Raw genomic sequence first — 26177 nt, 5'->3', positions numbered from 1 at the left:
GGCACTCCGAGGTGTGCGGCTGTCAGCCTGCGCAGGCGCAGCCGGCGGCGACCGCGGGCTCAGCCACCGAAGGCGAACGCCGGGACGCCGTGCACGCGGGTCGGCACCGCGAAGACGCCGCCGGAGTGCGGGTGCTCCTCGAGCTGCTCCTCGGTCAGGTTCTCGCGGGCGGTCGCCACGAAGAGCGTCGACATGTCGTCCCCACCGAAGGCCACGGAGGTGACGTTCGGCGCGGGGACGTCGACGGTCTCCAGGTGTGCCCCCGAGGCGTCGTACCGCTCGATGTGCCCCTCGCCGTAGCTCGCACTCCAGAAGCAGCCCTCGTCGTCGCGCACCAGCCCGTCGTGGGGAGCGCCCACGACGAAGGGCTCCAGCTCACCGAGCTCCCCGTCGGGGCCGTACGTCCCGCGGTAGATCGTCGAGGTGCTCGTGTCCGTGACGTACATCAGGTCACCCACCGGGGACCACTCGAAGCCGTTCGTCGTGCCGAAGCCCCCACGGAGCAGTCGGGTCGTGCCGTCGGGCTCGACCGAGTACAGCGCGCCGTCGGGCTCCCCCGTCGTCAGGTTCATACTGCCGACCAGGAAGCGGCCGAAGGGGTCGCACTTGCCCTCGTTGAAGCGGATGCCGGCGTGCGCGTGCTCGACGTGGGCGATGGTCCGCGGGTCCCCACCGTCGGCGTCCGTGACGACGACCGTGTCCCCGAGAGCCGCGACGAAACCGCCCTGGGCCCTGGGCTGGAAGGACGCCAGCGGCGGGGGCAGCGGGACGGCGCTCAGCGGGGAGCCCGACGCGTCGGCGGTGTTCAGCGTGCCGAGGGTGATGTCGGTCCAGCGCAGGACGTGCTGGTCGGGGTCCCACACGATGCTCTCCGCGAGGACGGCGCCCGCGTCGGAGAACAGGTGGGCCGGTCCGCTGGTGGCGCTCGTCGTCATGGTCCCGGTCTACCGCGGGCCACCACACACCACGTTCAGCCCCTGTGGCAGGTCGGCTTCCGAGGGCCCTCGCGGCGGGGAGTCCGTTCCCGTTCTCCGCGGTGACGGATCCGGTTCGGGAAACCCGGGCCGAGCCAGCCGGATCCGTCAATGTCCCCGACGAGATCCGTCGTCCGGAGCCGGGTGCCTTCCCGATGCCCCACGAGTGGTCACGACACCCCGTCGGGTGGTCGTCGAGATGCCCCACGAGTGGTCACGACACCCCGTCGGGCGGTCGTCGAGATGCCCCACGAGTGGTCACGACACCCCGTCGGGTGGTCGCCGAGTGGGCGCAACCCGTCGCACCGCGGCCGTCGGAACGACGGTTGGTGACCGTTCGCCGGACGTGAGCGGGGTGTCGCGACCGCTCGGCGGGCGTGAGCGGGGTGTCGCGGACCGTTCGCCGGACGTGAGCGGGGTGTCGTAACCGCTCGGCGGGCGGGCGCGCGGGCAGGCGGCACCCGACGAACCCGCCCGGGAAGCGTCAGATCTTCGCGTACTTCGCGCGCAGGAAGCTGTAGGCGCCGAAGGCCAGGAACCCGATGCCGACCACGACGAGCACGACCGACCCGCCGGGCATCGACCGCAGGGCGTCGAAGGCCCCGTCGAGTCCGGTCGCCTGGTCGGGGTCGCTCCGGAAGGCCGCGACGGCGACGAGCACGCCGACGATCGTGACCGCGATGCCCTTCGCGACGTATCCCGCGACCGCCAGCACGGTGAGGGTCGGCTCGACCGAGCGCGGCGGCGTCACGAGCTGCTTCCGGTAGGAGCGCCGGATGCCGATCACCACGAGGCCGATGCCGATGGCGACCGCGACGGCAGCGACGAGGAGCAGCAGGAACACGCCGCCCGGGGTGGCCAGGGTCTTCGCGGCGGCGCTCCGGGTGGAACCGCTCGAGCTCTTGCCCGCCCCGAGCGCGAACGACCCGGCGGAGTACGCGATGGCCCCGTAGACGACGGCCTTCGCGGCGTTCTTCGCGCGCGCCAACCAGGCACGGGCGCTGTCGGTGCGGCCACCGACGACGGCCTCGATGACCAGGCGCAGGCAGAGCGCCGCGGTGCCGACGGCCACGACCCAGAGCAGCACGATCCCGCCGGGGACGGCCGCGATCTGCGCGAGTGCTCCGGACTGGTCGGTCTCGCCGGACTGTGAGCCCTGGGACCCACTGCCGGCGGCCGCGTTCCCGATGCCGAGCAGGATCGCCAGGTACCCGATGAGCAGGTGGACCACGCCGCTGCCGACGAACCCGGCGCGGGCGGTGAGTTCGAACCAGCGGCTGTCCGCCACGCGGCGCGCCTGTCGTCCGGTCTCGCGGGCAGTGGCTTCAGCGCTGGTGTTCACGGGGGACCACACTGCCCGACGCGGCTGCGGATGTCCGGCGCGCCCCGGTGTGCACAGGAGACACGGGCAGGACTGGAGGCGACTGGAGGCGCGGTGCGGGCCGCACCGCGCCTCCAGTCCGACAGCCCGTCAGTCGCCCTTCACGTTGACGACCTGGCGCAGCGTGTGCCGGATCGTGACGAGGTCACGGGCGTCCTCCATCACCTGATCGATCGGCTTGTAGGCCGCCGGGATCTCGTCGAGGAACGCGTCCGTGTCGCGGTACTCGATCCCGACCATCGCGGCACGGAGCTGGTCGTGCGTGAACGTCCGGCGCGCGGCCGACCGCGAGTACATCCGACCGGCCCCGTGCGGCGAGGACTCCAGCGAGGGCTTGTTCCCCCGCCCCTCGACGACGTACGACGCCGTGCCCATCGACCCGGGGATCAGCCCGAGCTGCCCGGTCCGCGCCTGGATCGCACCCTTGCGGGACACCCACACCGACTTCCCCCAGTGCTCCTCGCGCTGCGTGAAGTTGTGGTGGCAGTTGATCCGCTCGCGCTCGTCGACGGGCTGCCCCATCACCTCGGAGAGCTGCCGGACGACGCGGTCCATCATCTCCTCGCGGTTCAGCAGGGCGAAGTGCTGCGCCCACCGGAGCTCGGCGATGTACCGGTCGAACTCGGGCGTGCCCTCGACCAGGTACGCCAGGTCGGGGTCCGCCAGCTCGATCCACCACCGCTGCATCGCGGCCTTGGCGACGGCGATGTGGCGCTGGGCGATCTTGTTCCCGACCCCGCGCGACCCGGAGTGCAGGAACAGCCAGACCCGGTCCTCCTCGTCGACGCTCACCTCGATGAAGTGGTTGCCGGACCCGAGGGTCCCGAGCTGGTTCCGCCAGCCCTGCAGCGCGGCGGCCGGGTCGAACCCGGCGGCCTCGGCCATCGTCTCGAGCTCCGCGATCCGTGGTGCGGCCGTCGCGACGACCTTCCGGTTCGTGGCGCCCGCGGACAGCGGGATCGCGCGCTCGATCTGCTCGCGGAGGGGCTGCAGGTCCTCCGGCAGCTCGGCGCGGGTGAACTGCGTGCGCACGGCGATCATGCCGCAGCCGATGTCGACGCCCACGGCTGCGGGCATCACGGCGCCGAGCGTGGGGATGACGGACCCCACGGTCGCGCCGAGGCCCAGGTGGGCGTCCGGCATCAGGGCCACGTGCGGGAACACGAAGGGCATCGCCGCGGTGGTGCGGGCCTGCTGCTCCGTGTTCTCCTCGAGCAGCGACGCCCAGGACAGCAGCCGGCCGGTGATCTTCTGCATTGCTTCTCCTCGTCTCGTCTCTTCAGGGTGACGGTCCGAGGCGGAACCGTGCCGGGCCTCCTGTCCGGTGTGGACCGAGCGTCCTGACGGACGCGGGGTCCGTGACGGACGCGGCGTCCGTGACGGACGCGAGGAGGACGGCGAGCGACGCCCCGGGCCGGGTGGGCACGGGGGCGTCGTGTGACGGTCGTGCCTACGCGGGGTTGCCGGTGGACTGCTGCGTGCTGCGCTCTTCGGGCAGCACCGCGAGCGCATCGAGCTGGAGCTCGATCCGCTGTTCGGGATACTGCACGGCGCGCATGCGCGGTCCTTCCGGTGTCCTGCCGCTGGCAGGGCCTGCCCAGGGCGGGCAGGAGAGCGACACTAGCGCGACACGCCCGGGATGCACAACCCGGCTCCGGTGAACGGCCTGGAGGCCCGGCTCGGCTCCGGCAGGCGGGGTACGCCGCGGGCTGCTCACCCGCAGGGCATCCGGGCAGCATGGACACATGCCTGAACGCACGCGAGACACACCGGACGCCTCCGACAACGAGGAGCGCACCGACGGGTACGTGCCCCTGCGCTCGTACGGCGCGATCGGGGACGGCCGGACCGTGGCGCTCATCGCCCGCGACGGCCGCATCGACTGGCTGCCGATCCCGTCGATGGACTCGCCGCCCGTCTTCGCGAGCATCGTCGACGCCGAGCACGGCGGACACGTGGCCCTGCGCCCCGTCGCCGACGACGCCACCGTCTCCCGCGAGTACATCGCTGGGACGAACGTCCTGGTCACCACGTGGACCACGTCGTCTGGCACCGTCACCGTGACGGACGCCATGGTCACCGGTGTCGCCGGACGGCTGCCGTGGGCCGAGGTCGCGCGCTGCGTGCAGGGCGTCGACGGCACCGTCGAGATGGAGTGGGCGGTCGTGCCCGGCACGCTCCTCAACACCGCGGAGCCGAAGCGCCTCGACACGGCGAACGGCACCGTCATCGGAATCGACGGCGTCACCATCGCCATCGTCGAGCACGGCTTCGACCCGGTGCACGACGACGGGCCCCGCTTCTCGGGCAGGTTCGACGCCGAGGAGGGCTCGAAGCACATCCTCTCCATCGTCGGCACGCACGACGAACCGATCTTCATGCCGCGACCGGAGAGCGCGCTCGCCGCGATGGACCGGACGATCGCGAACTGGAAGTCGTGGTCGGAGGAGTTCAGCTACGACGGACCGTGGGCCGAGGCCGTGCAGCGGAGCGCCCTCGCGCTGAAGTTGCTCATCTTCTCCCCCACCGGGGCGATCGCCGCGGCGCCGACGACGAGCCTGCCCGAGGACCGCCGTGGCGGGAAGAACTGGGACTACCGGTTCGCCTGGGTGCGCGACCTGTCGTACACGGTGCACGCCCTGACGCGCTTCGGCCTGCGCGAGGAGACCCACGCCGCGGTGTCCTGGATGATGCGCACGATCGCCGAGCACGACGAGACCATGCCGATCTTCTACGCGCTCGACGGCTCGAAGACCGACGACGTCGAGGAGCGCGACGTGCCCGGGTGGAACGGCATCGGCCCCGTCACGATCGGCAACCGTGCCGGCAACCAGCTGCAGCTCGGCGTCTGGGGCGACGTCTTCGAGATCCTCCGGCAGTACGTCCGGGCCGGCAACGTCCTCGACCGCAAGTCCGCGGCGGTGCTCCAGGACCTCGCCGACGACGCGTGCCACCGCTGGCCGGAGGCGGACTCGGGCATGTGGGAGCTCGAGGACACGCAGCACTACGTCACGAGCAAGATCGGCTGCTGGCAGGCACTCGACGCGGCCGTGGAGCTGCACGACGCCGGCATGATCGACGGCCCGCGCGAGAAGTGGATCGAGAACCGCGAGCTCATCGAGGACTGGGTGTCCGAGAACGGGTGGAACGAGGAGCTCGGCCACTACGTGATGTACCCGGGCACCGACGCGCTCGACACCTCGATCCTGCTGCACGCGATGAGCGCCTTCGACCGGGGCCCGCGCATGGAGTCGACGATCCGGGCGATCGAGGAGCAGCTGCAGCAGGGGCCGCTCGTCTACCGGTACTCGGGCATGGACGTCGAGGAGTCGCCGTTCGTCGCGTGCTCGTTCTGGCTCGCAGCCGCGCTGGCCTGCGTCGGACGGGTCGACGACGCACACAGCCTGATGGACGACATGGTCGCGCAGGCGAACGACGTCGGGCTGTTCAGCGAGATGCTCAGCGCCGAGGACGGGGCCTTCATGGGCAACATCCCGCAGGGGCTGTCGCACCTGGCGCTCATCCAGGCGGCGTTGACGATCGAGGAGGTGTCCGGGGCGGAGTCCGGTTCAGGTTCCGGTTCCGGTTCCGGGTCAGCCGATGCTGATGGCGACGAGGCCCGCGACGCCGAGTAGGTAGAGCAGGACGACGACGAACGAGTCGACGCCCATCCCCGCGATCCGTCGCTGAGGCCGGAACACCAGTCCGACCGCGTAGACGAGCGTCAGCACGGCCGCCAGGGCGGTCAGGTACACGTCGCTGGCGTTGGCCTGCGGCAGCACCGCCTTGCCGGACAGCAGGGTGGCGACGAGGAACAGCACCGGCAGGAAGGCGTTGCCGCCGAAGATGTCGGAGACCGCCAGGTTGTCGTCGCCCTGCTTCACGGCCTGGAGGCCCGTGGAGATCTCCGGCAGGCTCGTCGCCAGGGCCAGGACGGTCGCGCCGAACAGCACGCCGGAGAGCCCGATCTTGCTGGACGCCGCGTCCCCGGCCTGCTCGAGCACGACACCGGCGACCAGGGTGGCGAGGGCGGACACCGCGAAGACGACCGCGGCCTTCTTCGTGCTCATCGGCTTCGACGCGTCCGGCTTGCGGGTGCGGTGCCCCGCGGCGTGCGGGCTGGCGTCGGGCGCGTGTCCGCTCTCGTGCCACGGCAGGCCCTTGCTCGCGCGCTGCACCAGGAACAGCCCGACGAGCCAGATCGCCGCGATGAGGACGACGTCCGGCGTCAACCGGGCGACGACGAGGTCCGGCGGAAGCTGACTGCCGGCGATCACGACGCCGAGGACCGCGACGACCACGACCGCCTCGAGCACCAGGGTCAGCGAGGCCGCGCGGTAGGTGATCGGCTTGACGCCCTTCCCGCGCTTGCCGAACGCGTCGAGGACGGCGATGACGACGGTCTGCAGGGCGATGCCGCCGAGGATGTTGCCGGCTGCGACCTCGATCGACCCGGAGAGCCCGGCGCTGACGGTGATGGCGATCTCGGGCAGGTTCGTGGCGACGGCCAGCACGATGAGGCCGCCGAGTGCGCTGCCGAGGTGCAGGCGGGCGTCGAGCACGTCGGTCGTCTTCGAGAGCTGGATGCCGGCGACCCAGATCACGGCCGCGCCGGCCACGAAGACCACGACGAGCAACCAGAGGGGCAGTGAGTCCATGCACCCGACCGTGGACCACCGCGGCCGTGGAGGTTCTCGGGAGGACCGCTGGCGACGAGGGTGTCCGGGGCGTGCGGCCTGGGTGCGCCGTCGGACGGGCGGGGCATCATGGTCTGACGATGAACGACGTCGACGCACGGATGGACCGGCTCAGGAGGGCCGCCCGCTACCGCTACCAGCAGCTCGTCGAGAGCGAGATCGAACGCGGGTCGCTCGACCCGGACGAGGTGCGTGAGGAACGTCGGCTGCTCAAGGCCGCCGACGTGGCCGCCCACGCACGGGCCCAGATCGAGGAAGCGGAGCGGCGCGGTGTCTTCGAGGGCAACCCGTACCACGGCAAGCCCCTGCCCGGACTCGACGGCCAGCACGACCCCGACTGGTGGATCAAGTCGAAGATCGAGCGCGAGGACATCCGCGGGATCGCCCCGCCCGCACTGGCCCTGCGGACCGAGGACGCCGAGCTCGACGACCACCTGGACGCACTCTCAGTGGAGTCCGACGTCCGGGACGTCCTCGTGGACTTCAACGCCCGGGTGAAGGAGGCCCGCCGCCAGCTCCTCGGCGGGCCGCCCGTCGTGACGCCGATGCGGGACGTCGACTCCGAGGTGCGGGCTTGGCGGGAGCGTCGGGAGGTCCGGATGGCCTCGGCCGCTCGCGCTGCGGAGCAAGCGCTGGCTGACGCCCGTCCGCGTCGCTGGTGGCGCCGCCGCTCCTGACGCTGCTGGCGCTCCCGGCGCGTGGCGCTCCGGCTCGGCGGGTCGTTCCGCGCGTTGTAGGTCGTTCCACGCGTTGCAGGCCGTTTCGCGCGCGGCAGGTTGTTCCGCGCGTAGGGGGTCGTTCGTTCCGACCTCCGACGCGCGTTTCCACTTCCCATCGCGTGCGTCATGGGTCGTTCCGCGCGTTGTAGGTCGTTCCGCGCACGGCAGGTTGTTCCGCGCGTAGGGGGTCGTTCGTTCCGACCTTCGACGCGCATTTCCGCTTCCCATCAAACGCGCCAGGGGAACGACCGCGTGCCGAACGGGTTCCCGTGCTGCGGGATGACGGATCTGGTTCGGGGATCTCGGGCGGAGACGACCGGATTCGTCACCGCCGCGGAGGGGAACCAGCATCGGATGCGCCCGTGACGCCGGAACTCCCGCGCAACGCAGAGAACGCCGCCCCCGTGATCGGGGCGGCGTTCTCGTGTGGTGGTGCTGTGGTGCGGGGTGTTACTTGATCTGGGCGGTGATCGTCGCGGTCCCGACGAGGAGGCCTGCCTTGACGGCGTCGGTCTTGAAGGTGCTGTTGAGCAGCTTCGCGGCGTCGGCGGAGACGTGGACGGTGGTGCCGGTCAGGATCGCGTTGTCACCCTCGAGCTGCAGGGCCTTCAGCGAACCACCGTGGAGGGAGAACAGGTACGCGTTCGGGGCTGCGACCTCACCGTTGACGAGGACGTCGCCGTAGAGCTTGGAGGAGCCGGGGTTCACGACGAAGTTCTCCAGCGTGACGGTCGTGTCGCCGGCCTTCAGGGTCAGACCCGAGTCGTCGTGGTTCAGCAGGCCCTGCACGTAGGGGCGGTAGTTGCCGTCCGGGCTCCAGTACGTGACCGACCCGGCGGTGATCGGGAACGACACGGCGCCGTCGGCGAGCTTCGCGGTGCCGGAGACACCGGGGGTGAGCCCCAGGGAGGTGAGGGCGTCGGTGAAGCCCTTGTCGAGGGCGACGGAGGTGTCGCCGCCGAGGACCTCGGGGACCGACGCGACGGGGGCGGGGATCTTGGAGGAGGACGAGGCGACCGTGTGGATCGTGGGGGTGGCCTGCGCGGCGGAGACGCCGAACCCGGCACCGGTGAGGATGATCGCGCCAGCGGCGGCGAGGGAGACCGTGGTCTTGGTGATCTTGCGCATGGTGTTCGTTCCTCTTCTGTGAGTTGATCGAGTCCTGGCCGGACGAGGCCGGGAAGTGCTCTGGGCGTTTGCCCTGTGCTGATGATTCGGTACCCCTCCCCGAACGGATTGGACGAGTTTCTGGAACCGTCCTGCGGCGAGGTCCGTACCGTGGGGTCATGGCCCCCGAGCACCTCCCCACGACTGACCGAATCCGCGCGATCGACGCGTGGTGGCGCGCCGCGAACTACCTCACCGTCGGGCAGATCTACCTGCTCGACGACCCGTTGTTGGAACACCCGATCACCCCGGACGACATCAAGCCGCGGCTCCTCGGGCACTGGGGCACGTCGCCCGCGCTGAACCTCGTGTACGCGCACTGCAACGCGCTGATCACGTCGACCGACCGGGACATGCTCTACATCTGCGGCCCCGGGCACGGTGGCCCCGCGATGAACGCGAACGCGTGGCTCGAGGGCACCTGGCAGGAGCTCTACCCGGGCACCACGCTGCAGCAGTTCTTCAAGCAGTTCTCGTTCCCCGGCGGCTTCCCCTCGCACGCGGCCCCGGAGACGCCCGGGTCGATCAACGAGGGCGGCGAGCTCGGCTACTCCCTCGCGCACGCGTACGGTGCCGCGCTCGACAACCCCGACCTCGTCGTGACCTGCGTCGTCGGAGACGGCGAGGCCGAGACCGGGCCGCTGTCCGCGTCGTGGCAGGCCCACACGTTCCTCGACCCCGTGGCCGACGGCGCCGTGCTGCCGATCCTCAACCTCAACGGGTGGAAGATCGCGAACCCGACGGTGCTCGCACGCATCCCCACCGAGGACCTCACCGCGTACTTCCGCGGGCTCGGCTACGACCCGATCATCGTGGACTCCTCCCGCGTCGACGACGACCCCTTCGCCGTGCACGCCCTGTTCGACGGGGCCCTGCGCCGGGCGCTGGCATCCATCGACGACATCCAGGCCGCCGCCCGCGCCCAGGCCGCGCGCGCCGCCGCCGGCGAGATGGCCGGTGCGACCGACCTCCGCCCGCGCTGGCCGATGATCGTCTTGAAGACCCCGAAGGGCTGGACCGGTCCGAAGGAGGTCGACGGCGAGAAGGTCGAGGGCACCTTCCGCGCCCACCAGGTGCCGCTGCCCGCGGTCCGCGAGGACGACGGACACCGCGCCCAGCTGCAGGCGTGGATGGAGTCCTACCGACCGTCGGAGCTCTTCACCGAGGACGGCACCGGCACGGGGCTGCTCGAGGCGATCCGCCCCGTCGGCGACAAGCGGATGAGCGCGACGCCCCACGCCAACGGCGGCCGGATCCGCACGGCGCTGCAGCGACCTGACCTCGCACCGTACGGCGTCCCCGCCGGTGAGGACGCCTCCTCCACCGGCACGCTCGGCCCCTGGCTGGCGGCGCTGATGGCCCAGAACCCCTCGACGTTCCGGCTGTTCGGCCCCGACGAGACCGTCTCCAACAAGCTCGACGCGGTGTTCGACGTCACCTCCCGTGTCTGGCGGGCGGCGAACTCCCCCGACGACGAGCACATCGCGCCGACCGGTCGGGTCACCGAGATCCTGTCCGAGCACGTGCTCGAGGGCCTGCTCGAGGGCTACGTCCTGAGCGGTCGCCACGGGATCATCAACACGTACGAGGCCTTCGCGCACATCATCGACTCGATGGTCGGCCAGCACGCCAAGTGGCTCGAGTCCTCGACCGACATCGACTGGCGTGCGCCGGTGTCGAACCTGACGATCCTGCTCTCGTCGCACGTCTGGCGGCAGGACCACAACGGGTTCTCGCACCAGGACCCGGGCTTCCTGGACGTCGTCGCCTCGAAGCAGCAGGACCTCGTGCGGATCAAGCTCCCCGCCGACGCGAACACCCTGCTCGCGGTGACGGCGCACGCGCTCGAGACGACGAACCGCATCGAGGTCATCGTCGCCGGCAAGCACCCCGAGCCGGTGTTCCTGTCGCTCGAGGACGCCGTCGCCCACGCGGACGCCGGCCTGGGCGTCTGGGACTGGGCCGGCACCGAGCAGACGGTCGGGCACGCGGACGTCGTCCTGGTCAGCGCCGGGGACGTCCCCACCGTGGAGACCGTCGCGGCCGCCGACATCATCCGCACCCACGCGCCCGAGGTGGGCGTCCGCGTGGTGAACGTCGTGGACCTGCTCTCGCTCGGGGACCCCCGCAAGCACGAGCACCCCGTCTCCGACGAGCGCTACGACGAGCTGTTCCTCCCCGGGACACCCGCGGTGTTCGCGTTCCACGGGTACCCGTCGCTCGTCCACCAGCTCACCTACCGCCGCCACGGCCACGACGACCTGCACGTGCACGGGTTCCTCGAGCGCGGCACGACGACGTCGCCGTTCGACATGCTCATCCGGAACGAGATGGACCGCTTCGCACTCGCGCACGACGCGCTGACGCGGGTGGCCGACGGGTCCGACCGGTTCGCCGAGATGCTCGGGAAGCTGTCCGAGGCACGTGACGCCGCCCGTGCGTACGCCTACTCGAAGGGCGAGGACCACCCCTCGGTCGGCGCGTGGCAGTTCGCGGGGTGGCCGCAGGACGAGCCCGCCGAGGGCGGGACCGGCGGCGACCCGGGCGAGGGTGAGACGGAGAGCGCCGCACCGGGTCAGTAGGCCCGTGCCACGCTGGGGTCGTGACCGACCTCGTGATCCCGGCCCCGGCAACGCCCTCCGTCCCGACGACGACGGGCGGGCGGTTCCCCGTGCGCCGTGTGTTCTGCGTCGGACGGAACTATGCGGCGCATGCGCGCGAGATGGGCCACGACCCCGATCGTGAGCCGCCGTTCTTCTTCACGAAGCCGGCCGACGCGGTCGTCACGGACGACGCGGGGACTCCGTACCCGCCGATGACCGAGCGGCTCGAACACGAGGTCGAGCTCGTCGTGGCGGTCGGTGTCGGCGGCGCGGACATCCCCGTCGACGATGCGCTCGACCACGTCTGGGGGTACGGCGTCGGCCTCGACCTGACCCGGCGGGACCTGCAGGCCGAGGCCAAGCGACTGGGTCGGCCGTGGGACATGGCGAAGGGGTTCGACGCCTCGGCACCGATCGGCACGCTCGTCCCTGCCGCCGACGTCGACCCGACGCACGGCACGATCGCGCTCACCGTCGACGGCGAGCGCCGCCAGCACGGGGACCTGGCGGACCAGATCTGGTCCGTGGCCGAGGTCCTCGCCGAGCTGTCCCGGGCCGTGCGCCTGGAGCCGGGTGACCTCGTGATGACGGGGACCCCCGACGGTGTCGGTGTGGTCGCTCCCGGGTCGGTGCTCGTCGGGACGGTCGAGGGCGTCGGGACCGTGCGGACGACGCTGGGACCGGCACCGTCGCTGACCTGACGGTGCGCGCCGGACGTGCACCGAGCCTCCCGGCCGTCCTGCGGTGCGCGGATCGTGACCAGATGACGCAGTCGGTGCGCGGCTGTGAGCCGGTGCGGAGCAGCAGCGAGTAGCACGGTGCCAGACGGCGTCGTCGCAACGCGTCGTCGTGGTCCGCTGACAGGGAAGCGGGCCGGGGACGCTCGACACCGCCGTCGTGCGACCGTGGACACGGAGGTGCACCGTGCTGGAACACGACCTGCTGGCGACGTCCTGGACGTGGGACGGCGACGAACCGATCGACGAGCGTGTCCGCGCCGTCGGTGCCGCCGGCTTCTCCGGCATCTCGCTCGCCCTCGACGACGTGCACGAGGTCCGCGCGACCATCGGTCTCCACCGGCTCCGGCGGATGCTCGACGATGCCGGCATCGTCTGGGTGCAGCTCGGCACCCTCAGCACCTGGTGGACGTGCCCGAGCCGCACCACGGCGGTGGACGCGGACCGCGGTGTCCTGCTCGAGGCCGCAGCGACCCTCCGTGCCTGGCAGGTCGTGGCCCGCGCCGACGTGAGCCTGCCCGGGGTCTCCCCCGCGGCGATGCTCGACGACTGGGTGGTGCTCGCGGAGCAGACCCGGGGCGTCGGTGCGCAGCTCGTGCTCGAACCCGAGCCGTGGTCCAACCTGCCGACGGTGGAGCGGGCCTCACGGTTCGTCGCGACCGCGGGGCACCCGAACGGCGGGCTGCTGCTCGACGCGATGCACGCCCTGCGGGGCGGTTCGACCCTGGCGTCGATCCGCCACGGGCTGGCGCCGTCGACGCTGGCGGCGGTCGAGCTCAGCGACGGTCTGATGGACACCCCGAACGGCATGACCCTGGCCGACGAGTCCCGGCTCGGGCGGTACCTGCCCGGTGCTGGCGCGTGGGACATCCCGGGGTTCATCCGGACGGTCCGTGACCTCGGGTTCGACGAGCCGTGGGGGGTCGAGGTCCGGACCCCGGCGCACCGGGCGCTCCCCATCGCCGACGCGCTCCGCACCGCGGCCGCCGCGACCCGGGCCGTGCTCGACGCTGCCGACGCGTACGGTGCCCCGCCCGCCCCGGTCATGCCGACGTCCCCGGCGCCGACCTCCGCGGTCGACTACGAGCCCGCGCACCGACCGCGGCGGGAGACCGGCTCAGGCGCTCCCGCGTAGCGTCGGGCCCATGAGCGAGACAGCACCCACCGGCAACGACGACCTGCTGCGGAAGTCGCAGGACACCATCGACGACGCGAAGGCCGCCGCGGCCGACGTCGTCGACACCGAGGACGACGGCATGATCGGTGAGGACCTCCCCGCGACCGACGGCGGCGCTGCCGCGGACGACGGCGCCCCCGCCGCCTGAGCCCACGGGCGCCGGCCCGGCGACGCGCGGCTGGGGTCAGCGGTCCGTCAGACGATCTCGACCACCCGCACCGTGACGTCGTCCGGCCGGGTCGCGGTGGCGTGCTCGATGCAGACCCCGAGTGCGTCCCGGACCGACCGCAGCGTGGTCAGCGCCGAGACACCGGCGTCCACCGTGACGACCACCCGGACGCGCAGCCCCGTGGTGCGGTCCTCGACCAGGACCGCACCGCCGTCCCGCGGCAGGTCCAGCACCGACCGGACGTCGCGCACCAGGACGGCCAGGCTCGGCCCGGGCAGCACCACCGACCGGACGCCGGGGACCGCGAGGACCGCTTCCGTCGCCAGGCGTGACAGGGCCCTGGTGTCCGTGGTGGTCATGCGTGCTCCCCAGGGGTCAGGACGTCGGCGACGCGGACGGTGAGCGACGCGACCGTGAACGGCGCGTGCTCGTGCAGGGCCGCGGCGACGGTCTCCCGCAGCGCGTCGGCCCGCTCCCGCAGCGGCACATCGGCCGCCAGGGCGATGATGACCTCGACGTCGATCGCGGCGCCCGCCGTGGTGACGTCGCCGGTGAACCGGGTCCTGCGGACGAGGACGCCCGGCATGCCGTCGCCGAGTGCCCGGACGAGCCCGCGGACAGCACCCTCGGTCACGACGAGGTGTGACGTCGGGTCGTCGTCGGGCACGGGGATGTCCCGGCCGGCGTGCGCCGTCGTCCTGATGCTCGCCAGGACGCGCGCGATCCAGTCCTCGTCGGCAGTGCCGGCGGCGCGGACGTCGGCGTCGAGCAGATCGGCCGAGGCCTCGCGCAGCCGTTCGAGTCGCCGGAGCGCCGCACTCGCGTCGGCGTCCGCCTCGCTCTCGGGTCGTACCGGGTCCCGGCCGGAGTCCAGGTAGTCGGCGAGCTCGTCGAGGGTGAAGGCACCGTGGCGGTCGTCGACGTCGTCGTCGTTCATCGCCACCCCTCCATCTGCGTCATCACGGCCTGACGGGCCCGGGCGAGCAGTCCCCGGACAGCGGTGACGGTGAGCCCGGTCTGCTCGGCGATGTCCGCGTAGGACGACCCGCCGATCTCCCGCAGGACCCACACTGCTCGCTGCGCGTCCGGCAGGTCTCGGACCACCCGCGCGAGGGCGTCGACCTGCATGCGTGCGACGACCACCTCGTCGACGGGTCGGTCGTCCGCACGGTCGGGCACCGCCTCGAGGTCGAGGTGCGGGTGCCGCCGTCGGAGGCGGTCGAGCGCCTTGTTCGCCGCGATCCGGAACAGCCAGGAGCGCACGCGGTCGGGGTCCTCCACCCGGTCGATGCGCTGCCAGGCCTGGAGTGCTGCCTCCTGGACCGCGTCGTCGGCCTCGCCGTCGCCGTGTCCGAGGATCCGCGCGGCGTAGGCGCGCATGAGCGGGCCGTACCGGCGGATGAGCACGCCGAAGGCCTGGGCGTCGCCGTCGGCAGACCGTTCGACGAGCGACGCGTCCGACAGGGCGGAGAGCGGTTGGTCCTCAGTCAGGGGAAGTCCTCCGGGTGGATCTCGGGGCGCGGCGTGACGAACGCCGTCCTCGGGACGTCTTGTTCTGTGGGCCTCCCGTCGGCTCTGCACGCCGACGGGGTCGAGCGCGCCGTGGCCGGTCGCCCTGAACGGCCGGTCACGGCGCTTCGTGGCGGTCCGTGCGTCCCCTGATCCGGCGCACGGGCCGCCCCGCCCGGAGCCCGGCCGTCGGCCGGGTGGGCGATGCGGTGTCAGTCCTCGACCTGGTCGCCCAGGAAGTCCGCGTAGGTCGCCTCGTGGTCGGTGTCCGCCGGAGCCGGGTGTGCCGGTCCCTCGGGTGCATCGTCCTCGGTCTGGTCGACACGCTCCGCTGCGGAGAACGGTGGCAGGTAGTTGCTGGTCATCCCGCACCCCCTTTCGTCCCGCGAACGTAACAGCCGGTCCGCGGCATCCCGGCACGAGCAGGGGAATCGTCCCCCGTGGGCCCGCTGATCGGGGGACGGAAGTTCGCCTCCAGCGGACCTCATGCGGACGCATGCGGAACGTGGACGGGATCACTCCAGGACGACGTCCCCCGGGGCCTTGTCCGGACGCCAACCCCGCCACGACGGCTGCCGGAGCCGCCCGTCGGCTGTCCACTCCGCGAACTGGACCTCCCCCACGCGCTCGGGGTCCACCCATCGGGCGTCCCGCGCGTCGGGTCGCGGCACGTCGAGGAACGGTGAGTCCTGCCGTGCCAGGGGACCGAGCACGTCGGCGATCTCGTCGAGGTCCCGGTCGCGGAACCCGGTGCCCACCTTGCCGACGTAGCGCAGGCCGTCGGGTCCGGGGATGCCGAGCAGCAGCGACCCGATGCCGCCCTCGCGCCGCCCGCTGCCGGGCTTCCACCCGGCCACGACGACCTCCTGCGTCGCGTGGTGCTTGAGCTTGAGCCACGCCTCGGACCGTCGTCCCTCCGCGTACCGCGAGGAGCGCTTCTTCGCGACGACGCCCTCGAGTCCACGTTCCGCCGAGTCCGCCAGGGCCCGCGCGAGGTCACCGTCGTACGCCGGCGGCACCTCGATCGCACCGCCCGCGTCGATGACCGTCTCGAGGGCCTGCCGTCGGTGCTCGTACCCGAGACGGGTCAGCTCGTGCCCGTCGGCCTCGAGCACGTCGAACAGCAGGAACCGCACGGGCGTCTGCGCACGTGCCGCCGCCACCTCGCGCTTCTTCGTGAGCCCCATCCGGTTCTGCAGGAGCTGGAAGGACGGTCGGCCACGGTCGTCGAGCGCGACGACCTCGCCGTCGAAGACACCGTCGACCCCGGCCCGCTCCCCGAGTTCCGCGAGCTCCGGGTACTGCGCCGTCAGGTCGTTGCCGTTCCGGCTGCGCAGCGAGACCACCCCGTCGCGGACCGTCGCGAGCGCCCGGACGCCGTCCCACTTCATCTCGAACGCCCAGTCCGCCGGGTCGAGCGTCGGCGCTCCCGTGGCGAGCGTCGCCTGCATCGTCCGACGTTCGACCGGGTCGGTGTCGGCCTCGGCCGCTCGGGCGATGCGCGGACCGCCCCCGTCGTGCGTCGTGCGGCCCCCGCCGGGCGTCGTGCGGCCCCCGCCGGGCGTCGTGCGTCCGCCGCCGGCTGCCGGACGGGAGGCTCGCCCCGCATCCTCCGATCGGGTGCCGTCCGCCCCGGGGTCGGGCTGGTCCTTCGTCCGGTGGATGAGCCAGTTCTTCTCGTCGCCCTCCCGGCCCTTCCCGCGCCCGCGGGTGTGCAGGAGCGCGAGCCGCCGGTTCCCGTTCGTCCGGCCGTGCAGCGTCACGATGACCTCCTCGCCCTCGCGCCACTTCTCGAGGTCGTAGGTGCCGTCGTCCCAGAGGGTCACGGTGCCCCCGCCGTACTCGTCGTGCGGGATCGTGCCCTCGAAGGTGCCGTACTCGAGCGGGTGGTCCTCGGTCATCACGGCGAGGTGGTTCTTCCCCGGGTCGGTCGGTTCCCCCTTCGGCAGCGCCCAGCTCACGAGCACGCCGTCGTGCTCCAGCCGGAAGTCGTAGTGGTCGCGGGTGGCGTGGTGCTCCTGGATGACGAAGGTCGGGGTGCCGTCCTTCCGGACCGTCGGCGCGTCCTGCGGGACCGGCTCCGGGGTCTTCGACGCGTCCCGCTTGGAACGGTAGGTCGTCAGGCGGTCGTTCGCCGCGCCTCCCGTCCGCGCTTCGCGTTCTGCGTCATTGGCGGCCTGCGTGCGGTCGCTGTCCCAGTGGCCGGCGTCCGGTCGGCCGACCGAGAGGGCGCCGGCGGCGACCGGGTGGAGGAGGTCGCCGTGGTCCTGCAGGCGTTCGAGCACCTCGTCCAGCGTCAGCTGGGCGAGCCCCTTCTCGGTGAGCTCCTCCCAGGTGCGGGGCGCGGCGACGGTCGGACGCTCGCGCCCGCGCAGGGAGTACGGCGCGATCGTCGTCTTGTTGCCGTTGTTCTGCGACCAGTCGACGAAGACCTTGCCCCGCCGCTCCGCCCGGCTCATCGACGACAGCACCAGGTCGGGCAGGTCCTGCTCGAGTGCCCTGGCCAGCTCGTGGGCCACCTCGGACACCTGGTCCGTCGACGCGCGGCCGTCCAGGGCTGCGTAGAGGTGGATGCCCTTCGAGCCGGACGTCACCGGGTACGGGTCGAGGCCCATGCCGTGCAGGATCTCGCGTGCGGCCACGGCCACCTCGACGCACTCGGCGAGCCCGACGCCCTCGCCCGGGTCGAGGTCCAGCACCAGGCGGTCCGGGTCCTGCCTCCCGCCGCGTGGGCCGAACCGCCACTGCGGCACGTGGAGCTCGAGCGCGGCCTGCTGCGCCATCCACACCAGCGTCGGCAGGTCGTCGACGATCGGGTACTCGTTGTCGTGGTCGGAGTGCTCGATCGTGTGGTGCCGGACCCAGTCGGGCGCGGAGTCGGGCAGGTTCTTCTCGAAGAAGACCTTGCCGTCGACGCCGTTCGCCCAGCGCTTCCTGGTGACCGGCCGGTCCTTCACGTGCGGGATCATCCACGGCGCGACGCGCTCGTAGTACTCGACGACCCGGCCCTTCGTCGTGCCGGTCTCCGGGTAGAGCACCTTGTCGAGGTTCGTCAGCGCGAGCCGGCGGTCCCCGACCAGCACGGTGGTCTTCCGCGCGGCGGACCCCGTTCGCGCTGCGGACCCTGTCCGCGCGGCGGACCCCGTCCGCGCCTCGGGTCCCGTCCGCGCCTCGGGGCTCACAGGGCGACCCCGGTCGCTCCCGCCACCGTCAGCGTGGTGCCGGAGGTGTACGAGGACTCCGGTCCGGCGAGGTACACGTACGCGCTGCCGAGCTCGACGGGCTGCGCCGGACGGCCGAACGGGGTGTCCTGCCCGTACGCGGCGATCTCGTCGCCCGGGTAGCTGATCGGCTGCAGCGGCGTCCACACGGGCCCCGGCACGACGGTGTTCGCGCGGATGCCCTTCGCCGCGAGCTGGCGGGCGAGGCCGTTCGTGTACGTGATGATCGCGGCCTTCGTCGCCGCGTAGTCGATCATCCGGTCCTGTGGCTGGTACGCGGACACCGAGCTCGTCGTGACGATCGCGCTGCCGGGGGCCATGTGCGGGACGGCCTCGCGCACCAGCCAGAACATCGCGTAGAGGTTGACCTTCATCGTGCGGTCGAAGTCCTCGGTCGACTGCTGGGTGACGTCCTCGTGCACCTGCTGGGTGCCGGCGACGAGCACGAGCGCGTCGAGCCCGCCGAGTTCGCTCACCGCCGTCCGGACGAGCTCCTGGCAGAAGGCCTCGTCGGTGAGGTCCCCCGGCAGCATCACCGCCCGGCGCCCGAGGTCACCGATCAGGTCGCGGACCTCGGTCAGGTCGTCGACCTCCTCGGGCAGCGCGTTCAGTGCGACGTCGGCGCCCTCCTTCGCCATCGCGATCGCGGCGGCGCGGCCGATGCCCGAGTCGGCACCCGTCACGAGCACCCGGTACCCGCGCATCCGGCCCGTGCCGACGTAGCTCGTCTCGCCGTGGTCCGGCGGCGGGTCCATCTCGCTGGCACGGCCCGATCCCTGCTGCGTCTGCGCGGGGAACGGCGGGCGGGCGTACTGCGTGCGCGGGTCGTCCTTGTCCAGCTGGCTCATGGCCCCATCGTGCTCGGTGGTCGCTCGGTCCGTGCTCGGCTCGTGCCCTGCACCCGGACGTTCCCGGGCGCACACGGGCATCATGTGGTGATGAGGTCGCTCTGGAAGGGTTCCATCGCGTTCGGGCTGGTGAACGTGCCGATCAAGGTCTACGCCGCCACCGAGACCCACGACGTCTCCATGCACCAGGTCCACGACGAGGACAAGGCCCGCATCCGGTACAAGCGGGTGTGCGAGCTCGGGCACGAGGTCGAGTACGCCGACATCGAGCGCGCCTACGACGACGGCGAGAAGACCGTCGTCCTGACCGCCGACGACTTCAAGAAGCTGCCCCAGGAGCAGTCGCACGAGATCGAGGTCCTCGAGTTCGTGCCCGTCGAGCAGGTCGACCCGATGATGTTCGAGAAGACCTACTACCTCGAACCCGACTCCCGCTCCCCGAAGGCCTACGTCCTGCTCCGCCGCACCCTCGAGGAGACCGACCGTCTCGCCGTCGTGCAGTTCACGCTCCGCCAGAAGACCCGGCTCGGCGTGCTCCGCGTGCACGACGACGTGCTGCTCCTGCAGGGGCTCCTGTGGGGCGACGAGGTCCGGTCCGCGGACTTCGCGGCACTCGACACCTCGGTGAAGGTGAGCGCGAACGAGCTGAAGATGTCGTCGTCCCTCGTCGAGAGCATGTCGACGGACTTCGACCCCGACCGCTACACCGACGAGTACCAGGCCGAACTCCAGCAGCTCATCGACGCCAAGCTCGAGTCCGGCGACGACGTCGACACCGCCGCGACGTTCGGCGAGCAGGCTGCGTCCGACGACGACGAGGGTGGTGACGTCATCGACCTGATGGCGGCGCTGCGCGCGTCCGTGGACAAGAAGCGGACGGGAGGCTCGGGGTCGCGTCCGTCGAGCGGCTCGCGGTCGTCCGGCTCCGGGTCCGGGTCCGGGTCCGGCTCCGGTTCCGGTTCCGGGTCCGGCTCCGGTTCCGGTTCCGGTTCCGGGTCGAAGGCGTCCGGATCGGAGACGAAGAAGGCCCCCGCGAAGAAGCCTGCCGCGAAGAAACCAGCGGCGAAGAAGGCACCAGCCGAGAAGGCCCCCGCCAAGAAGCCCGCGGCGAAGAAGCAGGCCAGCTAGCCGTCGTCGCGGCGCGTCCTGCGCAGCGACAGCGGCAGCGACGTCCAGAGCAGCGCGGTCCCCACGAAGACGGCCGCGCCGCCGATCAGCCCGCCGGCATCGCCGACCACCACGTCGAACACGAACAGGACCGTCCCGGCGAACAGCAGGGCACTCGCGATCAGCGCCGTCAACAGGACGGCGTTCCCGACCCGGACCAGGTCGTGCTTCTGCCGCTGTCGGAAGACGAGCCGGTGCGTCGCGACGGCGGACAGCGCGACGACGGTGACCACGACCGCGAGCACGACGAGCACCAGGTAGATCGCCTCCTGCGCATCGGTCAGGGTCGTGAACCGCTGCTGGAACGGCAGCGTCAGCAGGAAGCCGGCCAGGATCTGCGTGCCGGTCTGCACGATCCGGAGTTCCTGCTGGATGTCGATCCAGTTGCGGTCCCAGCGCTCCGTCGGGGTCTCGTGCCGCCCGCGCTCGGTGTCGGCGGACGCGTGGTTCGTCGTGTCCATGAGCTGAACCTCCAAGGCACCAGTGTCCTCCGCGACGGTGCGGGCGCGCACTGCGGCCTCGCTGCCCAGTCCGACGACGGCCGGTTCATCCGGAGAGCGCATGCGGGCTGGGCTGCCCCGCGCGGTCCGGACACGGCGGCCCTGGAAGCAGGCCGATCGTCGACTTCGAGCCTTGACAGGCTCGGCGAATCCCGAATACGGTCCGGGATTGTCCCGTCAGAACCACGCCGAGACCGGTTCTGCCTCCTCGCCACAGGGACGTGGTGGGGGTGACGGTCGACGCGTACGACGTTGTCAGAGAGGACAACTCGATGCATGTGGAGAACAGGCGATCCCCGCGGATCGCCGTCAGGGCCGCACTCGCGGTCTGCGTCACGGGGGCGCTCGTCGTCACCGGGGCCGGGTTCGCGAACGCCGCGACCACCAACCCCAACCAGGGTCCACTCGAGAAGGCGAACGCCGCGCTGAGCCAGCGCGCCGCCAGCCAGGGGATGGTCCTGCTCGAGAACAACGACGACGCGCTGCCGATGGCGAAGGACGGCGCTGTCGCCGTCTACGGCGTCGGCGCCTACGCCACCGTGAAGGGCGGCACCGGTTCGGGCAACGTCAACAACCGCTACACGATCTCGGTCCGACAGGGGCTGCAGAACGCCGGGTACCAGATCACCACCGCCCCCGCCTACTCCGACGCCGTGAAGAACGCCTTCGACGCCAAGTACGGCACCACCAACGCCGGCGGCTTCGGCCCCTCCATCGACTACTCCTCGGTGGAACAGCGGCTGACCCGGACGACCGTGCAGCCCACCGCACCGACCGACACCGCCGTCTACGTCGTCGCGCGGAACTCCGGCGAGGGCAGCGACCGCTCCCCCGGCGCCGGCGACTACCAGCTGACCGACACCGAGAAGGACGACCTGCAGATCATCGGGCAGACGTACCGGAAGGTCGTCGTCGTGCTCAACGTCGGCGGGATCGTCGACACGGCGTTCTTCGACGACATCAACAAGTCGGCCAACGACCCGGACGGCGGCAAGCCGCTCGACTCGATCCTGCTCATGAGCCAGGCGGGCCAGGAGTCCGGCACGGCGCTCACCCAGGTGCTCAACGGCACGGTCACGCCGTCCGGCAAGCTCACTGACACCTGGGCCTCGAAGTACTCGTACTACCCGGCAGCGGCGACCTTCGCGAACAACGACGGCAACAGCGCCGAGGAGCAGTACAGCGAGGGCATCTACGTCGGCTACCGCTGGTTCGACTCGATGTACCGCTCGCTCGACCCCGCGGACCCGGCGAGCGTCGTCGAGTACCCGTTCGGGTACGGGCTCTCGTACACGCAGTTCCAGGTGGAACCGCTCGGCGTCACCGCGGACATGTCGACCGTCTCCGTCAAGGCCCGCGTCACGAACGTCGGGACCGAGGCCTCCGGCAAGGACGTCGTCCAGACGTACTTCTCCGCGCCGCAGACCGGTCTCGACAAGCCGTACCAGCAGCTCGCCGGCTCCGCGAAGACGGACAGCCTGCCCCCCGGAGCGTCGCAGACCGTGACGATCCGGTACACCACCACCGACATGGCGTCCTACGACGAGACGAAGGCCGCCAACACGATGGAGGCCGGTGACTACGTCATCCGCGTCGGTGACTCGTCGCGGAACACCAGCGTGGCCGCGAAGCTCCGGCTCGGCGCCACCACCACCACGGAACAGCTCGCCAACGAGCTCGACGACCAGCGACCGGCCACCGAGCGCACCAGCGACCCGGCGGACTTCTGGTCGTACCCGGAGGAGGCGCAGCAGCTCGCCGACGCCCCCGTCGTCCCGCTCGACACCACCGGCTTCACGGCTCCTGACCACGCCTCGGCGCTGGAGCAGGACGTGCCCGTCGCAGCCGACTCGCCCTACGCAGCGATCGACGGCGACACCATCGCCTCGGTGACCGCGTACGTGGACGCCGCGACCACCGACTGGGAGGGCACGGGCAAGCCCTACGCCCCGAAGACCGGTGAGACGACGGAGCCCGTGGCCGTCGTGCCGAACTCGACCCTGTTCGACGTGAAGACCGGCCGGATCACGATGCAGCAGTTCGTGGCGAGCCTCAGCGCCACGCAGCTCGCGAACATCGTCGAGGGTGCCAGCGCCGCCGGCACCACCGCGACCGCGATCGGCGCCGCCGGCTACACGACGGCGAAGTACGAGGACCGCGGACTGCCGGGCATGACGCTCGCCGACGGCCCAGCCGGACTGCGCATCACGCAGAAGACGTCGACCACCCCGGCGACCTACCAGTTCGGCACCGCGTGGCCGATCGGCACCCTGCTCGCGCAGACCTGGGACCCGGACCTCGTGCAGGAGGTCGGTGTCGCCGTCGGTCAGGAGATGTCGGAGTACGGCGTCGCGCTCTGGCTCGCACCGGGCATGAACATCCACCGCGACCCCCTCAACGGGCGCAACTTCGAGTACTACTCCGAGGACCCGCTGCTCACCGGCCTGACCGCGGCGGCCATGACGAAGGGCGTGCAGAGCATCCCCGGCGCCGGCGTCACGATCAAGCACTTCTACGGCAACAACCAGGAGACCGCACGGACCACCTCGAACGACGTCATCAGCGAGCGGGCAAGCCGCGAGATCTACCTGCGCGGGTTCGAGATCGCCGTGAAGAGCGCCCAGCCGATGGCCGTGATGACCTCGTACAACAAGGTCAACGGCACGTACGCGTCTGGGAGCTACGACCTCAACACGGACGTCCTCCGCGGCGAGTGGGGCTTCGCCGGCACCGTGATGACCGACTGGGGCGCAGGACCGCGCACCGGGGCGACCGGCGTCATGTACGCGGGCAACGACCTCATCGAGCCCGGCGGCAACCCGAACGAGGTCCTCAACGCCCTCAAGCAGGTCGCTCCCACCATCGACGTGTCCGGCCTGCCCGCGTACACGAGGACCGTCACCCCGACCCGGACGTCGACCGCCTGGCAGTTCGGCGGCCTGACGCCCGCCGCGACCGGCACCCAGTCGATCGCCACCACGGTGGACGCGACGACCGACCTGACGAAGACGCCCCTCTCCGGGACGACGACGCGTGACGCCATCAACAACGAGACGTACGCGGCCAACGCTCCGTACGCCTCCGTCCAGGCCGCCTACGCCGACGTCACCGGCCTGCTCGCCGGCACCACGCTGAGTGCCGCGCAGAAAGCCGGGATCTCCGTCACCGGAGTGCAGCACCAGGACCCGGCGGACAGCACCTCACCGGTCGTGGCGTACACGGTCACCGTCACCGGGAACTACCCGGCGACCGGCTACAACCTGCGCCTGGGCGACCTGCAGCGCAGCGCGAGCCGGATCCTCGCCACCGCGTCGCAGACCGCTGGCTTCCAGCAGCTCGCCGAGGCGAAGGGCGTCTCCGGGATCTCGGTGCAGCCCTACACCGCGCAGTTCTCCGACCTCGTCGACTACCAGTCGGTGACGAAGGGCGCGGTGCTCACCGAGCAGACCGGTGACGGACCGTCCGTCGCAGTCGGCGTCTCGCCGAAGCCGAACGCTGCGGGGTGGTCCGCCGCACCGGTGACGGTCCGCGTCACGTCCACGGACGACGACGCACGCCTGTACCTGTCGGTCGACCAGGGCGAACTGCTCCCGGCCTCCGACCCGGTGACGATCTCGGACGAGGGCGAACACCAGCTCCGCGCCCTGGCCGTCGGCACGGACGGATCGATCTCGAAGCTGCTCGAGACCACCGTCCGCATTGACCGCACCGCCCCGACCGTCACGGCGGGGACGGCGACGAAGGGCCAGCTGACCCTGACCGCCGAGGACGCGCTCTCCGGCGTCGCGACCATCCAGTACTCCTTGGACGGCACGACCTGGAAGACGTACTCCGGTCGGGTCACCGTGTCCGACACCCCGAAGGTCGTCCGCTTCCGGGCGACCGACGTGGCGGGCAACACGAGCGCCGCCGGCCAGGTCACGGTCACCGCGCCCGCCGCCAAGCCGGTCGTGACGAAGCAGCCCGTGACGAAGGTGTCGGTCAAGGCCGGCACCAAGGTCACGCTGTCCGCCGCGGCCTCCGGCAGCCCCACGCCGACGGTGCAGTGGCAGCGGAGCACGGACGGCGGTCGCTCCTGGGTGACCCAGGTCGGTGCGACGAAGGCGAGCTACACCTTCACCGCCACGACGGCGGTGAACGGCCGGCAGTACCGGGCCGTCTTCACCAACGACTCGGGTCGTGTCACCACCTCGGCGACGAAGGTGGCGGTCACGGCGACGAAGTGAGCGCCGACCGACACACGTCCGGATGACCTGCGGGGCACCGACCACCACCCGGTGGTCGGTGCCCCGCCCCGTGTCGGGGACGCCGCCGTCACGAGCGTGTAACACGGGTCCGCGACACTGGTGCCATGACTCCACAAGAGCCTGGGATGCTGCAGTCGTCACCCGAGACCGCCGGCCCACCTGTCACCGTGTCCATCACCCGCCTGGTCGAGCCGGAGCGCATCCCCGAGGTCACCCGCTGGGTGCAGTCCGGGGTGAACCTGGCGAACCGGTACCCGGGCTTCCTCGGGTCCGGGTGGGTCCGCTCCCGGGCCCAGTCCCGCGAGTGGCACATGCTCTACCGCTTCGCCGACCACGACTCCCTGTCGACGTGGGAGAACTCCGACGACCGGCTGCGGTGGCTCGACCTGGGCCGCGATCTCGTGGTTGAGTCCCGCGTGGAGAAGCGCACCGGGATCGAGGGCTGGTTCGACGTCCCCGAGGACGCCCCGTCGTCGAGCGCTCCCCCGCGGTGGAAGCAGGCCGTGAGCATCTGGCTCGGGTTCTTCCCGGTCAACCTCGCGTTCACGATCGTCGTCGGACTGCTGGTGCCGTCGTTCGCCGGGCTCGCCGCGTTCCCCCGGGTGCTCATCACGACGGTCGTGCTCACGCCGATCATGACGTTCTGGGTGCTGCCGTTCGTGACGAAGCTCATCCGCCCGTGGCTGCTCGCGCCCCCGCGGTCGCATCGCGCCACGCGGACACCCTCACTCGACAGCCGGCCGTGACGCGGTCAGCTCACTCAGCCTGCCGCAACGCCCGCTCGATGCCGTCGAGGCGTCGTTCAATGCCCGCGAGCGTACTTGCCAGCTCTTGCTGCGTGGCCGCCGTGCGCTCGGTAACTGCCCAGTTGCCGTGTCCTCGATCAGTTCCCCACCGAAGTCGAGCCATCGAGTACACCACTCCGCAGATGATCGCCGTCACCGGCACCAGTACCCAGAGCATTCCAGTCCAATCCGTCATGATTTCTCCGTACTCCTCCATCGGTCGTTCCATGTCCACTTCCGCGCTGTCCGGTGACATCGATGCCACGACCCTGATTC

The 26177-nt window shown here is 71.4% G+C and carries 22 protein-coding genes; 9 read left to right on the top strand and 13 right to left on the bottom strand.

The genetic code is table 11. The annotated features are described in order from the left end of the window. Window positions 1-59: 59 nt before the first annotated feature. The 3 genes from ITJ68_RS03240 to ITJ68_RS03230 form a co-directional block, all read right to left on the bottom strand. Window positions 60-935, bottom strand: a complete 876-nt coding sequence (locus tag ITJ68_RS03240) for an SMP-30/gluconolactonase/LRE family protein (protein ID WP_194659883.1) — start codon at window positions 933-935, stop codon at window positions 60-62. Between the two features lie 523 nt (window positions 936-1458). Next, on the bottom strand, window positions 1459-2316 hold the full coding sequence (locus ITJ68_RS03235; protein WP_194659882.1) for a DUF1206 domain-containing protein: 858 nt from the start codon (window positions 2314-2316) through the stop codon (window positions 1459-1461). A gap of 129 nt (window positions 2317-2445) precedes the next feature. Next, window positions 2446-3612, bottom strand: a complete 1167-nt coding sequence (locus tag ITJ68_RS03230; protein ID WP_194659881.1) for an RtcB family protein — start codon at window positions 3610-3612, stop codon at window positions 2446-2448. Window positions 3613-4100: 488 nt separating this feature from the next. Between ITJ68_RS03230 and ITJ68_RS03225 the strand changes: the two genes are divergently transcribed. After that, window positions 4101-5990, top strand: coding sequence for a glycoside hydrolase family 15 protein (locus tag ITJ68_RS03225; protein ID WP_194659880.1), 1890 nt, complete (start codon window positions 4101-4103; stop codon window positions 5988-5990). Here the strand turns inward: ITJ68_RS03225 and ITJ68_RS03220 are convergent. Then, on the bottom strand, window positions 5949-7013 hold the full coding sequence (locus ITJ68_RS03220) for a sodium:calcium antiporter (protein ID WP_194659879.1): 1065 nt from the start codon (window positions 7011-7013) through the stop codon (window positions 5949-5951). The two genes, ITJ68_RS03225 and ITJ68_RS03220, sit on opposite strands and share 42 nt — an antisense overlap. Window positions 7014-7132: 119 nt before the next feature. On the opposite strand from ITJ68_RS03220, the gene ITJ68_RS03215 reads away from it, so the two are divergent. Further along, on the top strand, window positions 7133-7729 hold the full coding sequence (locus tag ITJ68_RS03215; RefSeq protein ID WP_194659878.1) for a DUF1992 domain-containing protein: 597 nt from the start codon (window positions 7133-7135) through the stop codon (window positions 7727-7729). A 492-nt stretch (window positions 7730-8221) separates the two neighbouring features. On the opposite strand, the gene ITJ68_RS03210 is transcribed toward ITJ68_RS03215, so the two are convergent. Then, window positions 8222-8899: a hypothetical protein gene (locus tag ITJ68_RS03210; RefSeq protein WP_194659877.1), complete on the bottom strand. Its 678-nt coding sequence runs from the start codon at window positions 8897-8899 to the stop codon at window positions 8222-8224. A 158-nt stretch (window positions 8900-9057) separates the two neighbouring features. Here ITJ68_RS03210 and ITJ68_RS03205 point away from each other — a divergent pair, with 158 nt between their 5' ends. The 4 genes from ITJ68_RS03205 to ITJ68_RS03190 all read left to right on the top strand — a co-directional run bounded on the left by ITJ68_RS03205 (window position 9058) and on the right by ITJ68_RS03190 (window position 13603). Next, window positions 9058-11520, top strand: coding sequence for a phosphoketolase (locus tag ITJ68_RS03205; RefSeq protein ID WP_194659876.1), 2463 nt, complete (start codon window positions 9058-9060; stop codon window positions 11518-11520). Between the two features lie 20 nt (window positions 11521-11540). After that, window positions 11541-12242, top strand: coding sequence for a fumarylacetoacetate hydrolase family protein (locus ITJ68_RS03200; RefSeq protein WP_194659875.1), 702 nt, complete (start codon window positions 11541-11543; stop codon window positions 12240-12242). 223 nt (window positions 12243-12465) lie between these two features. Next, window positions 12466-13413, top strand: coding sequence for a sugar phosphate isomerase/epimerase family protein (locus ITJ68_RS03195; protein WP_194659874.1), 948 nt, complete (start codon window positions 12466-12468; stop codon window positions 13411-13413). Between the two features lie 10 nt (window positions 13414-13423). Continuing rightward, window positions 13424-13603 carry a hypothetical protein gene (locus ITJ68_RS03190; protein ID WP_194659873.1) on the top strand — a complete coding sequence of 60 codons (180 nt, stop codon included), beginning with the start codon at window positions 13424-13426 and terminating at the stop codon, window positions 13601-13603. Between the two features lie 47 nt (window positions 13604-13650). Here the strand turns inward: ITJ68_RS03190 and ITJ68_RS03185 are convergent, their stop codons facing one another. The 6 genes from ITJ68_RS03185 to ITJ68_RS03160 all read right to left on the bottom strand — a co-directional run bounded on the left by ITJ68_RS03185 (window position 13651) and on the right by ITJ68_RS03160 (window position 19202). Further along, entirely contained in the window at window positions 13651-13983 is a 333-nt protein-coding gene (locus ITJ68_RS03185; RefSeq protein ID WP_194659872.1) for a hypothetical protein, read from the bottom strand. Beyond that, window positions 13980-14561 (bottom strand): hypothetical protein, encoded by a 582-nt coding sequence (locus ITJ68_RS03180; RefSeq protein WP_194659871.1) that lies wholly within the window; start codon window positions 14559-14561, stop codon window positions 13980-13982. The genes ITJ68_RS03185 and ITJ68_RS03180 overlap by 4 nt, the downstream gene beginning before the upstream one ends. Continuing rightward, the gene (locus tag ITJ68_RS03175; RefSeq protein ID WP_323743202.1) at window positions 14558-15031 is read right to left on the bottom strand and encodes a sigma-70 family RNA polymerase sigma factor; all 474 of its coding nucleotides are present in this window, start codon (window positions 15029-15031) and stop codon (window positions 14558-14560) included. Before ITJ68_RS03175 ends, ITJ68_RS03180 begins: the two co-directional genes overlap by 4 nt. Window positions 15032-15345: 314 nt before the next feature. Further along, window positions 15346-15498 (bottom strand): hypothetical protein, encoded by a 153-nt coding sequence (locus ITJ68_RS03170; protein WP_194659870.1) that lies wholly within the window; start codon window positions 15496-15498, stop codon window positions 15346-15348. A gap of 150 nt (window positions 15499-15648) precedes the next feature. Further along, complete coding sequence (locus ITJ68_RS03165) at window positions 15649-18315, bottom strand: ATP-dependent DNA ligase (RefSeq protein WP_416354631.1); 2667 nt, start codon at window positions 18313-18315, stop codon at window positions 15649-15651. After that, on the bottom strand, window positions 18312-19202 hold the full coding sequence (locus ITJ68_RS03160; RefSeq protein ID WP_194659868.1) for an SDR family oxidoreductase: 891 nt from the start codon (window positions 19200-19202) through the stop codon (window positions 18312-18314). Before ITJ68_RS03160 ends, ITJ68_RS03165 begins: the two co-directional genes overlap by 4 nt. 90 nt (window positions 19203-19292) lie before the next feature. Between ITJ68_RS03160 and ITJ68_RS03155 the strand changes: the two genes are divergently transcribed. Further along, window positions 19293-20330, top strand: a complete 1038-nt coding sequence (locus ITJ68_RS03155; protein ID WP_194659867.1) for a Ku protein — start codon at window positions 19293-19295, stop codon at window positions 20328-20330. On the opposite strand, the gene ITJ68_RS03150 is transcribed toward ITJ68_RS03155, so the two are convergent. Continuing rightward, window positions 20327-20830 (bottom strand): DUF6328 family protein, encoded by a 504-nt coding sequence (locus ITJ68_RS03150; RefSeq protein ID WP_194659866.1) that lies wholly within the window; start codon window positions 20828-20830, stop codon window positions 20327-20329. The two genes, ITJ68_RS03155 and ITJ68_RS03150, sit on opposite strands and share 4 nt — an antisense overlap. A gap of 311 nt (window positions 20831-21141) precedes the next feature. Between ITJ68_RS03150 and ITJ68_RS03145 the strand changes: the two genes are divergently transcribed. After that, window positions 21142-25095 carry a glycoside hydrolase family 3 C-terminal domain-containing protein gene (locus tag ITJ68_RS03145; RefSeq protein ID WP_194659865.1) on the top strand — a complete coding sequence of 1318 codons (3954 nt, stop codon included), beginning with the start codon at window positions 21142-21144 and terminating at the stop codon, window positions 25093-25095. Window positions 25096-25220: 125 nt separating this feature from the next. Continuing rightward, window positions 25221-25862: an antibiotic biosynthesis monooxygenase gene (locus ITJ68_RS03140; RefSeq protein ID WP_194659864.1), complete on the top strand. Its 642-nt coding sequence runs from the start codon at window positions 25221-25223 to the stop codon at window positions 25860-25862. Between the two features lie 10 nt (window positions 25863-25872). Here ITJ68_RS03140 and ITJ68_RS03135 read toward each other — a convergent pair whose 3' ends face one another. Beyond that, a complete protein-coding gene (locus tag ITJ68_RS03135; RefSeq protein ID WP_194659863.1) occupies window positions 25873-26130 on the bottom strand; it encodes a hypothetical protein in 258 nt (85 codons plus the stop codon). Window positions 26131-26177 lie beyond the last annotated feature (47 nt).

It is taken from the genome of Curtobacterium sp. VKM Ac-1395, from assembly GCF_015350975.1.
GTDB lineage: Bacteria > Actinomycetota > Actinomycetes > Actinomycetales > Microbacteriaceae > Curtobacterium.
This window is presented reverse-complemented; position numbering and strand designations above follow the sequence as displayed.